Origin of the sequence: Azotobacter beijerinckii, from assembly GCF_900110885.1 — a bacterium.
GTDB lineage: Bacteria > Pseudomonadota > Gammaproteobacteria > Pseudomonadales > Pseudomonadaceae > Azotobacter > Azotobacter beijerinckii.
This window is the reverse complement of the sequence record NZ_FOFJ01000002.1, coordinates 33,505-47,579: the sequence shown is the minus strand read 5'-3', so window position 1 is coordinate 47,579 and position 14,075 is coordinate 33,505. Positions and strand designations below refer to the sequence as shown.

The 14,075-nt window shown below is 68.3% G+C and carries 10 protein-coding genes and 1 pseudogene; 4 read left to right on the top strand and 7 right to left on the bottom strand.

The genetic code is table 11. The features are described from left to right. Positions 1–9: 9 nt before the first annotated feature. From BMY22_RS01175 to BMY22_RS01145, 7 genes and pseudogenes are all read right to left on the bottom strand, one after another. Entirely contained in the window at positions 10–1,113 is a 1,104-nt protein-coding gene (locus BMY22_RS01175; protein ID WP_090618921.1) for an NAD-dependent epimerase/dehydratase family protein, read from the bottom strand. Beyond that, positions 1,110–2,387, bottom strand: a complete 1,278-nt coding sequence (gene tviB / locus BMY22_RS01170; protein WP_090618920.1) for a Vi polysaccharide biosynthesis UDP-N-acetylglucosamine C-6 dehydrogenase TviB — start codon at positions 2,385–2,387, stop codon at positions 1,110–1,112. The genes BMY22_RS01175 and tviB overlap by 4 nt, the downstream gene beginning before the upstream one ends. Before the next feature lie 66 nt (positions 2,388–2,453). Continuing rightward, complete coding sequence (locus BMY22_RS01165; protein ID WP_090618918.1) at positions 2,454–4,667, bottom strand: polysaccharide biosynthesis tyrosine autokinase; 2,214 nt, start codon at positions 4,665–4,667, stop codon at positions 2,454–2,456. A 33-nt stretch (positions 4,668–4,700) separates the two neighbouring features. Continuing rightward, on the bottom strand, positions 4,701–5,147 hold the full coding sequence (locus tag BMY22_RS01160; RefSeq protein WP_090618917.1) for a low molecular weight protein-tyrosine-phosphatase: 447 nt from the start codon (positions 5,145–5,147) through the stop codon (positions 4,701–4,703). Between the two features lie 633 nt (positions 5,148–5,780). After that, a pseudogene (locus BMY22_RS01155) lies at positions 5,781–5,963 on the bottom strand (MATE family efflux transporter); the annotation flags it as partial. Between the two features lie 57 nt (positions 5,964–6,020). Beyond that, positions 6,021–7,382, bottom strand: a complete 1,362-nt coding sequence (locus BMY22_RS01150) for an IS701 family transposase (protein ID WP_090618915.1) — start codon at positions 7,380–7,382, stop codon at positions 6,021–6,023. Between the two features lie 28 nt (positions 7,383–7,410). Beyond that, positions 7,411–8,646: an MATE family efflux transporter gene (locus BMY22_RS01145; protein ID WP_090618913.1), complete on the bottom strand. Its 1,236-nt coding sequence runs from the start codon at positions 8,644–8,646 to the stop codon at positions 7,411–7,413. 135 nt (positions 8,647–8,781) lie between these two features. On the opposite strand from BMY22_RS01145, the gene pdxB reads away from it, so the two are divergent. From pdxB to BMY22_RS01125, 4 genes are all read left to right on the top strand, one after another. Continuing rightward, the gene (gene pdxB, locus BMY22_RS01140; protein WP_090618911.1) at positions 8,782–9,924 is read left to right on the top strand and encodes a 4-phosphoerythronate dehydrogenase PdxB; all 1,143 of its coding nucleotides are present in this window, start codon (positions 8,782–8,784) and stop codon (positions 9,922–9,924) included. Positions 9,925–10,156: 232 nt separating this feature from the next. Next, positions 10,157–11,074 carry an AAA family ATPase gene (locus BMY22_RS01135; RefSeq protein ID WP_090618909.1) on the top strand — a complete coding sequence of 306 codons (918 nt, stop codon included), beginning with the start codon at positions 10,157–10,159 and terminating at the stop codon, positions 11,072–11,074. Next, positions 11,074–12,033 carry a DUF58 domain-containing protein gene (locus tag BMY22_RS01130; protein ID WP_090618908.1) on the top strand — a complete coding sequence of 320 codons (960 nt, stop codon included), beginning with the start codon at positions 11,074–11,076 and terminating at the stop codon, positions 12,031–12,033. Before BMY22_RS01135 ends, BMY22_RS01130 begins: the two co-directional genes overlap by 1 nt. Next, positions 12,030–14,036, top strand: coding sequence for a transglutaminase TgpA family protein (locus BMY22_RS01125; protein ID WP_090618906.1), 2,007 nt, complete (start codon positions 12,030–12,032; stop codon positions 14,034–14,036). The genes BMY22_RS01130 and BMY22_RS01125 overlap by 4 nt, the downstream gene beginning before the upstream one ends. The last annotated feature ends 39 nt before the right edge of the window (positions 14,037–14,075 follow it).

The following is a 14,075-nucleotide window of genomic DNA, read 5'->3' as shown; positions in this document are numbered from 1 at the left end:
ATCCATCCGTCATCGCGCGGCAAGTTGCGTATGTGGCCGGGATGAGGTGGGTGCCGGAGCCAGGTTCTGGGCGATGTACCAGGACATGGCCCGGGCGAGGCCGGCCTGGAAATCGTATTGCGGGGCGTAGCCCAGCAGGCGCTGCGCCTTGCCGATGTCCGCCTGCGAGTGGTGCACGTCGCCGGAGCGGAAGTCGCGGTAGCGCGGGGCCTGGTTGTAGCGCACGCCGTTTTTCGCCAGGTTCTGCCTGAGCGTCTGGAACAGCCGGTCGAGGCTGGTGCGCTCGCCGACGGCGACGTTGTAGACCTGGTTGCGCGCCTCGGCGCTGGCGCAGGCGGCGAGCAGGTTGGCCTGCACGACGTTGTCGACGTAGCAGAAGTCGCGGCTGGTGCTGCCGTCGCCATTGATGAACACCTCTTCGCCGCGGAGCATCGCCGCGGTCCATTTCGGGATCACCGCGGCATAGGCGCCTTCCGGGTCCTGGTGCCTGCCGAAGACGTTGAAGTAGCGCAGGCCGATGCTGTGCAGGCCGTAGCTGCGGGCGAAGGTGTCGGCGTACAGCTCGTTGATGTACTTGGTCACGGCGTAGGGGGAGAGCGGTTTGCCGATCTGCTCCTCGATCTTGGGCAGGCCGGGATGGTCGCCGTAGGTGGAGCTGCTGGCCGCGTAGGTGAAGCTCTCGACCCCGGCGTCGCGGGCGGCCACCAGCATGTTGAGGAAGCCGTCGACATTGCTGGCGTTGGTGGCGATGGGGTCTTCCAGCGAGCGCGGCACCGAGCCGAGGGCCGCCTGGTGGAGGACGTGCTCGACCGGGCGAGGCGGGCCTCCCGTTGCGACCGGCACGAAGATCAGAGCCTGGCGGCAGTCGTGCAGGTGGCGGATGTCGCCGCGGATGAACTGGAACCTGGCCCACCGTTCGGGAGAAACCTGCCGGCGGACTTCTTCCAGGTTGCGCGGCTGGCCGGTGGCGAAGTTGTCCAGGCCCACCACCCGCTGGTCGAGTTCGAGCAGGGTTTCCAGCAGGTTGGAGCCGATGAAGCCGGCGACGCCGGTGATCAGCCAGGTGCCGGGCGTTTGTGGCAGGTCGAGGAGCAGGCGTTGGTAGCGTGTCATAGGCGCAGGTCCGCTTCGTCGGGCTTGAACAGGTACTTCAGGTCGTAGAGGACGTGGTCGGGTTTGCCGAGTCGGCGGATGTTCGCCGCGCCCATGATGCGGAATTCGTTGTGGGCGACGGCGAGGATGATGCTGTCGTAGGCGTTGACCAGGGGTTCGGCCAGCGGCGTGATGGCGTATTCCTGCTCGGCTTCCTCGGTGCTGGCCCAGGGGTCGTAGACGTCGACCGAGATGTTGTACTGGCGCAGCTCCCGGACGATGTCGACGACGCGCGTGTTGCGCAGGTCCGGGCAGTTTTCCTTGAAGGTCAGACCCATGACCAGGGTGCGGGCGCCGTCGATCTGGATGCGCCGCTTGAGCATGGCCTTGATCAGCTGGGACACCACGTAGCTGCCCATGCCGTCGTTCAGGCGCCGGCCGGCGAGGATGATCTCTGGGTGATAGCCGATGGCCTCGGCCTTGTGGGTCAGGTAGTAGGGGTCGACGCCGATGCAGTGGCCGCCGACCAGGCCGGGCCGGAACGGCAGGAAGTTCCATTTGGTGCCGGCCGCCTGGAGCACCGCCTCGGTGTCGATGCCCATGCGGTTGAAGATCACCGCCAGTTCGTTGATCAGGGCGATGTTGAGGTCGCGCTGGGTATTCTCGATGACCTTGGCGGCTTCGGCGATCCGGATGCTGCCGGCCTTGTGGGTGCCGGCGGCGATGATTTCCCGGTACAGCGCGTCGACCAGCTCGGCCACCTCGGGGGTGGAGCCGGAGGTGATCTTGCGGATGCCGGTGATGCGGTGTTCCTTGTCGCCGGGGTTGATCCGCTCCGGGCTGTAGCCGGCGAAGAAGTCGCGGTTGAACGCCAGGCCGGAGACCCGCTCCAGCACGGGGACGCAGCCTTCCTCGGTGGCGCCGGGGTAGACGGTGGACTCGTAGACGACGATGTCGCCCGGCTTCAGGACCTGGCCGATGGTTTCCGAGGCGCGGATCAGGGGTGTCAGGTCGGGCTTCTTGTTGGCGTCGATCGGCGTCGGCACGGTGACGATGTAGAAATTGCACTCGGCCAGGCTGGCGATGTCGGCGCTGTAGCGGAGTTGGCCGGCCTCCTTCAGCTCCTTGTCGTCGACCTCCAGGGTCCGGTCGTGCCCGGCCTCGAGGGCGGCGATGCGCGCGCGGTCGATGTCGAAGCCGACGACCGGTCGGCGCTTGCCGAATTCGACCGCGAGCGGCAGGCCGACGTAGCCGAGCCCGATGATGGCGAGTTTCAGGTCTTCCAGGTTGTGCATAGCGGTATCCGTAGCGGCGGCGGTGGGAGAAAGGCATCCGATGCCGGCTCGAGCGGAGGGCTGTGCTCAGGCGTTGTCCGACTTGTACTCGTAGTGGTGGTAGGCGGCGTGGCCATAGCCGTAGGCGGAGGCACGTTTTTCCAGGCCGTTGAGGATGGCACCCTTGATCTCGATGCCGTTCTGCGCGAAGCGCCTGACGGTCAGCTCGATCTCACGGGCGGAACTCAGGCCGAAGCGGGCCACGATCAGGGTGGTGGCCGCTTGCCGGCCGACGATGGTGGCATCGGTGACGGCCAGCAGGGGCGGGGTGTCGAGAATGACCAGATCGTAGCTCGCACTGGCCTGTTCGAGGACGGCGGTGAAGTTGGGGTGCATCAGCAGCTCGGAGGGATTCGGTGGGATCTGTCCCCGCGGCAGCAGGAACAGGCCCTCGATCGGGGTCGGGCGGACCACGTCGGCGAAGTCGCAGCGCCCGGCCAGGAGGTCGGACAGGCCCGTGTCCGCCTGCATGCCCAGCAGCGAGTGCAGGTGGCCCTTGCGCATGTCCACGTCGACCAGCAGCACGCGCTTGCCGGTCTGGGCGACGACGGCGGCCAGGTTGGCACAGACGAAGCTCTTGCCCGCTTGCGGGCCGGGGCCGGAGATGGCCAGGCGGTTGTCCTGCGCGCCAAGCATGATGAAGTGCAGGCTGGTCCGCAGGCTGCGCAGGGCTTCCACCGCCGGATCGTGCGGCTGGCTAAGGGCGAGCAGCGGGGAGACCTGGACGGAACTGTCGGCCGTCCGGCGGCGCCGAGGCTTGAAGTGCGCCTGGCATTCGCTGAAGGGGACTGCCGCGTATACCGGCAGGCCCAACTGCTCGATGTCCTCCGGGGTCTCCAGACTCGGGTTGAGCAACTTGCGCAGCAGCACGACGCCGATCGCCAGCAGCGCTCCGACCAGCGTGGCGACCAGCATGATGAGGGTTCTGTTCGGGGCGACCTGGCCGCCTTCGAGAACCGCCTGGTCGACGATGCGCACATTGCCGACGGTGCCGGCGCGGACCAGGTCGAGTTCCTGGGCCCTGTTCAGCAGTTGGGTGTAGATCGCGGTACCGACCTGGACATCCCGCGACAGCCGCAGGAGTTCCTGCTGGGTTTCCGGCAGGCCCTGCATCCGCCTGGCGATCTCGTTCTTGCGCTGGGTCAGGCCCTGGATCTGCATCAACAGGGCCTTGTAGGTCGGATGCTCGCGGGTAAACCGGCGGTCGAGCTCGGCCTGCTGCATCTTCAGCTCGGAGATGCGGGTTTCCAGACCCACGGCCTGGTTGAGCACGGTACTGGTTTCCATGCCGATGTCGACGGAGCCGTGGCGCTTGCGGTAGTCGTTCAGCGCGTCTTCGGCCTTTTCCAGGTCGCGGCGCACCTCCGGCAGCTGGGTGCGGAGGAACTGCAGGCTGCCATCGGCCTCGGCGGACATGCGTTCGACGTTCTGCTGGACGAACAGGCGGCCGATTTCATCCACCACCCGGCTGGCATGCTGGGAGTCGGGATGGCTCATGGCCACGGTGATCAGGCCGGTGTCCTGACCCAGTTCGGTGAGTTCCAGCGCGCCCCGGTAGGTGCGGATGGTGCTCAGGCGGTTCGTCTTCGCCAGAGTGAAGCGGGTACCCGGCCGCGCTTGCAGCTCACGAAGCTGCAGGCGGATGCCCTGCTGATCGAGGGCTTCGCCGACCCGGCCCCGGAGTAGCTGTTTGCCCTCGCCGTCCTGCAGGCTGAAGGCGCCGTTGTCTGCGGCCGTCAGTACCAGGCGCTTGCCCGCCCACTGTGGGTCGACGTCGAAGCGGAAGACGTCGATCTTCTCGCCGCCCCAGGCGTATTCCTCCAGGCCGAGAAAGGGCTCCGCCAGGCCTGGGCCACGATGGCGACGGACGAGGTAGTCGCCGATCAGCGGAAAGCGCTGGGGGGTGGCCTGGACATCGAGGTGCAGGTTGTCGACCGCCTGGCCGATCACGCTGCGCGAGCGCAGCAGTTCGATTTCCGTTCTGGCGCTGGAGGCCTGGGCGTTGAAGTCGCCTCCCATCTCCAGTCCGGGGACGGTGCCGCTCTTCTTCTCGATCTGGACCAGGGCGGTGGTGCGATAGATGGGCGTGGCGAACATGCCGTAGAGGGCGCCGCCCAGGCAGAACAAGACGGTCACGCCGATGATCGGCCATTTGTGGTCGAGCAGGGTGCCGAGCAGCTTACGCAGGTCGATGCCGGCATCGTCGTGATCTTGCGGGGAGGGGATGGAGACGGGCTGCATGGGGTTGTTTCCCTGGAGGAGGCGGTCCGGCAGTCAATGGCTCAGGCGGATGGCCCATGCCTCGACGGCTATGCGGATCTGTCGATAGGCTTGTTCGAAGGCCGTCCGGTCCCGGCGGAACGGGTCCCGTATTTCCTGCTCGTCCTGCCACTTGCCGAGCAGGAAGATCTTGCCGCGCGCTTCGGGGGCGATCCGGTAGATGCCGTCGACATGCCGGCGCTCCATGACCAGCACCAGCTCGGCCTGTCGCAGCATGGCGATGTCCAACTGGCGGGCCCGGTGTTCGAGAGGCCGGTGCCGGTGTTCGAGGAGCACAGCGCGGGCGGTGGGTTCCATGGGCAGGCCGACTTGGGCCGCCAGACCGGCGGAATCGATCTTCAGGTTCCTATTGCCGCGTGAAGCCGCTTCTCTCATCAGCGTCTGGGCACAGGGGCTGCGGCATATATTCCCAATGCAGACGATCAATATCCGTTCGAGCACTTTATCGATCCAGAAGTTTGACCGGAGAGATATATTGAGCGCAACTGCGGAAGCGGTTGCGGGTGCTGTCAGTTAATATCTGGCGTGAGCTTGCCGTTCGCCGGATATTGAAACTTTATGAAGGCGGCCTGGCGGATATGGTACTGGCGCTTACGCTTGTATGTATGGCTTTCCGATCGGTCGTCTCTTGGCACGCTACCGCCCCGGGATTTCACGTCGGGCTCCCGAGGACGAATGGGCAGCCATTCCGGGGCGCGCAGGTATCTGCCCGCTGTCCTTTCGGGCTTGCGTTCGGTTCTCCGAATAGGGTCATCGCCGGAACACTGGCTCGGCATTCAATCCACCGTGCAGACATCCATCGGCAGGGTACTTCGCGGATTCTTTATTTATATTTATGCGTTAAGGCTTGCAGTGGCTGCTCCTGTTTGGCGATTAATGGCAGCTTAATGTCACTTCGCTAAATCACGGCAGAACATTTCGTTGGAACTGGCAGAGTTTAGTTCAGGGACTTTTTCCGTGTTCCTCCGGTAAGCCGTTAACCGATAAGTGGTCATTTACCGACCGGAGGCAAAGGCAACTCCGTCGTTCCCGGAAAATTTTCGCGACACAATGCAGGACGATGCGAAGAAAAGTTCAACTCGAACCGGGAACATGAATGCGCCGGCGCGCGCTGCGGGTCAGGCGTGCGCCGAGCAGGAGGGCCGCGCAGCTCAGGCCGATCACCATGCCCTGCCAGAGTCCGCGCGGACCGCTGGGTTCGCCGAGCCAGTCGGTCAGGCCGAGGCAATAGCCGATCGGCAGGCCGATGCCCCAGTAGTCTTACTGTGTCATAAACGTGGATAGCCCAAACCGCCGTACAGGTCCCGGCAATACTCAAGCATCAGGTAGACACCCAGTTGATGACGCAGCGTCGTGATCGAGTCCGCCACGTGCCGCTGCGCGCGCTGGCCGACCGCGGGGGTGGTAATCCGCGGGAAGCGCAGGTACCGGGCCGCCCATGAGGTTTTTTTTTCCTGGGCCATCCGGTCCGGACAGGGCCTCACGGCGCAGGCGCTGCCCGAGCAGAAAACCGTAGGCGGCGATGCTCAAGCTGGCATGGTGGTGGAATCCCCGCCAACCACGCCCCTCGTAATGTCCCAGCCCCAGGTCCTGCTTGAGATCCTGATAGTCGCGCTCGATACGCCAACGCAGATGGGCGATGCGTACCAGCTCCGGCAGCGGCGTGTCCTCCGCAAGCGTGGACAGCCAGTAGCGGGTCGGCTCGGCTTGGGCGAGGGGCCATTCGATCAGCAGCCATTGCTGCGGGTGCAGCCGCTGTTTTGCCGATACGCTGCCGGCAGGGCGTACCCGTACTGCAGCGAAACGCCCGCTCAGCGGCGTGTTGGTTCCCTGGCGCCAGGTGAGTTCCGTAAAGGCGTCGGGCGGCAGCGACAGGGCCAGTTCCTTCACCGACAACGGTCGATGCTGCGGCGAACGTCGCGTGGCTACCGGCGGACGTCCCTTGCCACTCCACGGTTTGGGCGGTAGCGGCTGCTGCCCGGGCGGCCACACCCGCACGACCGAGGTGATACCGACCACATAGGGCAGATCCATGGCCGTCAGGCCCTGGCGAAAGGCGCTGTCCACGCCGTAGCCGGCATCGGCCACCACACAATGGTGCGGCTCTCCAGCCGTGAGCAGCGCCTGCAACTGCTGCAACGCTATCTGGGGCTTGGTGGTGAAGCGGACTTCCTCGGGCACGCCGGCCTGGCGGCGTCGCCCGGCATCTTCGGCCCACTCCCGGGGCAGGTACAAACGCCACGCCATGGGCAGGCTCGCCTGTTCGCAGGCCAGCGAGACACTGACCGCCACCTGGCAGTTGTCCTGCTTGCCCAGTACCCCGCAGTACTGGCGTGCCACGCCCACCGAGTGCCGCCCCTTCTTCGGGAAGCCGGTGTCGTCCACGAGCCAGTAACCGCCCGCGGACAGATCCATTGTCGGCAGGACCCACCGGGCCACGCGGCGCAGCAGTTCGGCATCCGACCAGTCGGCCTTGGCCACGAAGTGATGCAACGCCTGGTGCCGGGCACTGGCATGCAAGGGGTCGAGGTGTGCCGCCATGGGCTCCACGCTCTTGCGCGCCAGGGGCAGCATCAGGCCTGAGCAATAGCCGCGCAGCCCAGCTTCCCGGTCGGCATGTCCCAGGCCGGCCGCCAGATGCGCCAGGTATTCGTCGAACCGGATCATCGAGTCCATCGTCGGTCTCCTTCGAACTGCCGAAGATCTACTGACGATAGCTCAATTTAGTGACACAGTAAGAGTAGGCGAACAGGGTGATCAGCATGATCGCGGGGGTGTCCTGGTAGCCGCGCAGGGCCCCGGCGGCGGTCACCTGGATGGCGTCGGAGAACTGGAAGAGCGCGGAATAGAGGAGCAGGCCGCCGGCGATGGCGACTACCGCCGGGTCGGTGCTGTAGATCTGCGGGATGCCCTCGCGCAGCAGCAGCATGGCGCCGGCCGCCAGGGCGGCGAAGCCCAGCGCGGTGGCCATTCCGACGCCGGCGCTGAAGCGGGCGTCGCGGGGGCTGCCGCGGCCCAGGGCATGGCCGACCCGGACGGTGACCGCCATGCCCAGGGAATAGGGGATCATGAACACCAGGCCGGAGAAGTTCAGGGCGATCTGGTGACCGGCGACCACCTGGGCGCCGAGGCCGCCGATCAGCAGGGCGATCACCGAGAAGATGCTCGCTTCGGCGAACACTGCCACGCCGATCGGCAGCCCGATCCCCAGCAGGCGGCGGATGACCGGCCACTGCGGGCGGTCGAAGCGGTCGAACAGCCGGCTCGGCCGGTAGCACGGCGCCCGCCGTGTCCAGACGAGCATGGCCAGCAGCATGAAGATCATCACCAGGGCGGTCGCCCAGCCGCAGCCGACCCCGCCCATGGCCGGCAGGCCGAACTTGCCGTGGATGAAGACGTAGTTGGCCGGAATGTTCAGCAGCAGGCCGGCGATGCCGATCAGCATGCTCGGCCGGGTATGGCCGAGGCCGTCGCTGAAGCAGCGCAGCACGTAGTACAGGGCCACCGCCGGGATGCCGCAGGCGACCGCGCGCAGGTAGCCCATGGTCGGCTCGATCAGGGCGGCTTCGACCTGCATCAGATGCAGCGCGGGTTCGGCGTTCCACAGCAGCAGGGCACCGCCGCTGCCGGCGGCGAGAGCCAGCCAGAGCGCCTGGCGGACCAGCGGGCCGATTTCCGGCTGCTGGCCGGCGCCCTGAAGGTGCGCGACCTTGGGCGTGGTGGCCAGCAGGATGCCGGTGGTCAGCAGATAGGTGGGCACCCAGAGCGAGTTGCCGAGGGCGACCGCGGCGAGGTCTGCGGGTCCGACCCGGCCGGCCATCAGGGTGTCGACGAAGCCCATGGCGATATGCGCCAGTTGCGCGACGATGATCGGCAGGGCGAGGCTGACGAGGGCGCGCAGTTCGCGGCGCAGCCGCTGCAGGCGCGGTTCGAGTGGCATGTCCGGTCGTCGTGGGGGAAGCGGAGGGGTGGGTAGTCTACGCCCGGGGGCGGCGGTGGGAAATGCGCGGTGCCCCGGACTGGCCCTCGGCCTAGCGATGCGTTTTAGAATGGGCCTCCTTGAAAGGAGCCTGCCATGCGAATCCTCGTCGACGAAAACATTCCCCTGATCGATGCCTTCTTTTCCGCCTTCGGCGAGATCCGACGGCTGCCCGGGCGCGCCATCGACCGTGCCACGCTGGAGGATGCCGAGGTGCTGCTGGTGCGTTCGGTCACTCGGGTCGATGCCGGCCTGCTGGAGGGCAGCCGGGTGCGTTTCGTCGGCACCTGCACCATCGGCACGGACCATCTGGACCTGGACTATTTTCGCCAGTGCGGCATCGCCTGGGCCAGTGCGCCGGGCTGCAACGCCCGCGGGGTGGTCGATTACGTGCTGGGTAGTCTGCTCAGCCTGGCCGAGCGGCAGGGCGTCGAGCTGGCTTCCCGCTGCTACGGGGTGGTCGGTGCCGGCCAGGTCGGCGGGCGGCTGGTCGAGGTGCTGCGCGGGTTGGGCTGGCGCGTGCGGGTGTGCGATCCGCTGCGCCAGGCGGCCGAGGGCGGCGATTTCGTCGACCTGCCGACCCTGCTGGGCGAGTGCGACGTGGTGAGCCTGCACACGCCGCTGACCCGCGAGGGCGCTCATCCGACCTGGCACCTGTTCGGCCGCGAGCGGCTGGCGCAGCTGCGGCCGGGTAGCTGGCTGATCAATGCCAGTCGCGGCGCGGTGGTCGACAACCGGGCGCTGCGCGAGACGCTCGGCGAGCGCAGCGACCTGCAGGCGGTGCTGGACGTCTGGGAGGGCGAGCCACAGGTGGATGTCGCCCTGGCCGGGCTCTGCCATATCGCCACGCCGCACATCGCCGGGCATAGCCTGGACGGCAAGTGGCGCGGTACGGCGCAGGTCTACCGGGCCTTCTGCGAGCACCTGGGCGTGCCGCCGAGCGTGCAGCTGGACGAGCTGCTGCCGCCGCCCTGGCTCGGCGAGGTGGGGCTGGAAGGCGGCGCCGATCCGGCCTGGGCGCTGGCGATGCTGTGCCGGGCGGTGTACGACCCGCGCCGCGACGACGCCGATTTCCGCCGCAGCCTGGGTGGCGACGAACAGGCCCGGCGCACCGCCTTCGATGCCCTGCGCAAGCATTATCCGCCGCGTCGGGAGATCGATGGCTTGCGCGTGAGGCTGGCCGGCGAGGCTCCGCTGTTGCGGAAGATGGTCCGGGCGCTGGGGGCCTTGCCGGTCTAGCGCCCGTTTCACTCCGTTCATTTCTCGATCACCCTGGCTGCCAAGGCTCCGCTGGCGGCAGGCAGAGGCAATCAAGCGCAAGCCCGCCGGCATCATGGCTAGAGGCCGGCGACCTGGGTCTTTTCGCGCCGGTCCAGGGGCTGCGTCACATTTCTGCCGTTGCGCGCGCCGGCAGCCTTGCCCTCGCGGGGCAGGCCGGTAGCATCGGGCCTTCGCAATCGAGGAGTCAGGCATGCGCACGCGACTGGAAAGCTGTTTGCAGAGTATCGACCGGGTGTTGCTGGGCAAGGAGTTGCAGGTGCGTCTGGCCCTGACCTGTCTGCTGGCGCGCGGCCATCTGTTGCTCGAGGATCTGCCCGGCATGGGCAAGACGACCCTCAGCCATGCGCTGGCCAGGGTGTTGGGGTTGGGTTTCCAGCGCATCCAGTTCACCGCCGACCTGTTGCCCGGCGACATCCTCGGTACTTCGGTGTTCGACCGGGAAAGCGGGCAGTTCGTCTTTTATCCGGGACCGATCTTTGCCGAGCTGATCCTGGCCGACGAGATCAACCGGGCTACCCCGAAGAGCCAGAGCGCGCTGCTCGAGGCGATGGAGGAGGGGCAGGTGACCATCGAGGGCGCGACCCGGCCGCTGCCCGCGCCGTTCTTCGTGATCGCCACCCAGAACCCGGTCAGCCAGGGCGGCACCTTCGCCCTGCCGGAGTCGCAACTGGACCGCTTCCTCATGCGCCTGTCGCTGGGCTACCCGGCGCGGGCCGCGGAGCGGGCGCTGCTGATGGGCGGCTCGGGGCGCCAGCGGCTGCCGGAGCTTGCGCCGATCCTCGACCATGCCCTGCTGGCGGAGATCCAGGCGGAGATCCCACGGGTGCGGGTCAGCGACGCGCTGGTCGACTATGTGCTGCGGCTGGTCGAGGCTACCCGCAGCCAGCCGCAGTTCGCCTGGGGGCTGTCGCCGCGGGGCAGTCTGGCGCTGCTGGCGGCGTCCCGGGCCTGGGCCTTCCTTGCCGGGCGCGACTACGTGATCCCGGAGGACGTGCAGGCGGTGCTGCCGGCGGTGGCCGGCCACCGCCTGCGCGAGCGGGCCGATCCGGCGGGGCACGGCGGCGGCACGCTGGTGCAGTGGCTGCTGCGCGAGGTGGCGGCAGTCTGATGCTGGCCGAATCCCTGAAAAGCGTCCGCACCCGCTGGCCGGGGCGGATCGTCGGCGCCGCGGGTGGTGCGCGGCTCGACCGCGGCTGCATCTTCATCGTCCCCAGCCGCGTCGGTGCGGCCTTCGGCGCGGCCCTGCTGCTGATGCTGCTGGCGGCGATCAACTACCGCAACAGCCTGGCCTATGCGCTGACCTTCCTGCTCGGCGCGGTGTTTCTGGTCGGCGTCCTGCATACCTATCGCAACCTGGCCGGATTGCGCCTCCAGGCCGGGGCGCCGGCGGCGGTGTTCGCCGGCGAGCAGGCGCGCTTTCCGATCCGCCTGGACAGCGACGGCCGCGCCCATCAGGCGCTGGCGTTGGGCTGGTCGAGCGGCGCGCCGCAGCTCTACGACCTGCCTGCCGGGGGGGCCGTCACCGTGGAGCTGGGCCTGCCCGCACCGCGACGCGGCTGGCTGCCGGCGCCGCGCCTGCGGGTCGAGAGCCGCTTTCCGCTGGGGCTGATGGTGGCCTGGAGCTGGATCGCCCCGGAGCAGCGGGCGCTGGTCTATCCGCAGCCGCTCTCCGGCGATCTGCCGCTTTCCGCCGGTGCGCTGGAGGAGGCCGAGGAGGAGGGGCGGCGAGCGCGGGGCGAGGGGGTGGACGACTACCAGGGGCTGCGCGCCTACCGGCCCGGCGACTCGAAACGGCGTCTGGACTGGAAGGCCTATTCCCGCGGCCGGGGGCTGTTGGTCAAGGATTTCGCCGCGCTGGAGGGCAGCGAGCTGTGTCTGGATTTCGCCGCGCTGGCGGGCGACGGTGAAAGCCGCCTGTCGCTGCTCTGTCACTGGGTGCTCGAGCTGTCCGTCTGCCAGCGGCCGTTCGTCCTGCAACTGCCTGGCCGGCGGCTCGGCCCGGACAGCGGCGAGGCGCACCGCGAGGCCTGTCTGCGCGCCTTGGCGCTGTACGGGGAGGCGCCATGACGGCGGCGCAGTCCGGCGCGGCGCTGCAGCCGATCCCGCGCGTCGGCCTGACCTGGCTGCTGATCGCCCAACTGCTGGTGATCCTGCCGCACCTGGGCCATCTGCCGGCGTGGATCGTCGGCCTCTGGCTCGGCTGCGCCGGCTGGCGCATCCAGATCTTTCGCATGCGCGCGCCCTATCCCAACGGCCGGGTCAAGGCTGCGCTGATGCTCGGCACCGGGCTTGGCGTGTATCTCTCCCGCGGTGGGCCGGTCGGTCTGGAGGCCGGGGTGGTGCTGCTGATCGCCGCCTTCGTTCTCAAGCTGGTGGAGGTGCGCAGCCGGCGCGATGCGCTGGTGGTGGTCTTCCTCGGCTTCTTCGCCCTGGCCACCGCCTGCCTGTTCGAGGACGGCATTCTCGCTGCGCTGTACTACCTGCTGCCGCTCGCCGCCCTGCTGGCGGCGCTGATCGGCCTGCAGCAGAGCGCCCTGGCGGCCAACCCCTGGGCCACCCTGCGCCTGGCCGGCGGCCTGCTGTTGCAGGCGGCGCCGCTGATGCTGTTGCTGTTTCTGTTCTTTCCGCGCTTCGAACCGCTGTGGACCCTGCCCGGCCCCCGCGAGCGGGGCGTGACCGGTCTGTCCGACAGCATGACGCCCGGCGACATCGCCGAACTCGGTCGGTCCGGCGAGCTGGCCTTCCGGGTCGGTTTCGAGGGCCCGCTGCCGGAGCGCAGCCGGCTCTACTGGCGGGCGCTGACCCTGGAGCATTTCGACGGGCGGCGCTGGTCGCAGGCCCCGGGTGCGCAGCAACTCGAGCCGCCGGCCTGGGAGAAGCGCGGCGAGCCGCTCGCCTACAGCATCGTCATGCAACCGAGCAACCAGCCCTGGCTGTACAGCCTGGATGTCGCCGGCAGCGCTCCCGACGACGCCCGCCTGATGGACGATTTCCGTCTCCAGCAGCGCCGCCCGGTGACCCAGCCGCTGCTCTACCGGGTGGTCTCCTGGCCGGACGCCCTGCGCGAGCCGGAGGGTTCCGCCAGTGCGCTTCGGCGTGCCCTGCAACTGCCGGAGCGGGGCAATCCGCAGAGCCGTGCCTGGGCCGCCGAGCTGCGTCGTCGCCATCCGCAGCCGGAGGCGCTGGTGCAGGCGCTGCTCGATCACTTCAACCGCGAGCCTTTCCACTACACCCTGAAACCGCCGCTGCTGGGGCGCGACAGCATCGACGAGTTCCTCTTCGCCAGCCGCCAAGGCTTCTGCGAGCATTTCTCCAGCGCCATGACCTTCGTGCTGCGCGCCGCCGGGATTCCCGCGCGAGTGGTCACCGGCTACCAGGGCGGCGAGTTCAATCCGGCCGGCAACTACCTGCTGGTGCACCAGTTCGACGCCCATGCCTGGGTCGAGTACTGGCAGCCGCAGCAGGGCTGGAGCGCCGTCGATCCGACCTTCCAGGTGGCGCCGGAACGCATCGAGCGGGGGCTGCAGCAGGCGCTCGGCGAGGAGCAGGGCTTCCTCGAGGAGGCACCGTTGTCCCTGGCGCGCTATCGCGACATCGGCTGGCTCAATCGGCTGCGGCTGTCCTGGGACAACCTGAACTACGGCTGGCAGCGCTGGGTGCTCGGCTATCAGGGCGAACAGCAGCTGCAGACCCTGCGCAGCTGGTTCGGCAACGCCGACCTGCGTCTGCTGGGGGTGGCCGCCGTCGCCTCCGTCGCCGCGATGTGGGCGGTGGTCGCGCTCTGGCTGTTCAAGCCCTGGCGGCGCGAGGGCGACGCGCAGCAGCGGCTGTTCCGGCGTTTCGAACGCTTGCTGGCGCGTCACGGCCTGCAGCGCGGGCCGGGCGAGGGGCCGCGGGCCTTCGCCGAGCGGGCGGCGCGGCAGTTGCCCGCGCAGGCCGGGGCGATTTGGGCCTTCGTCGTGCTCTTCGAGGCGCAGCGCTATGCCGGACGGGAAGGGGCGCCGGGCGAGCTGGCGCGGGCCCTGCGGCGTCTGCGTCGGACGTTGCCCTGGCGCGTCGGCAGCGGCTGATCCGTACTACGCTGCAACTGCATGTCCGGCGCGCCGTTC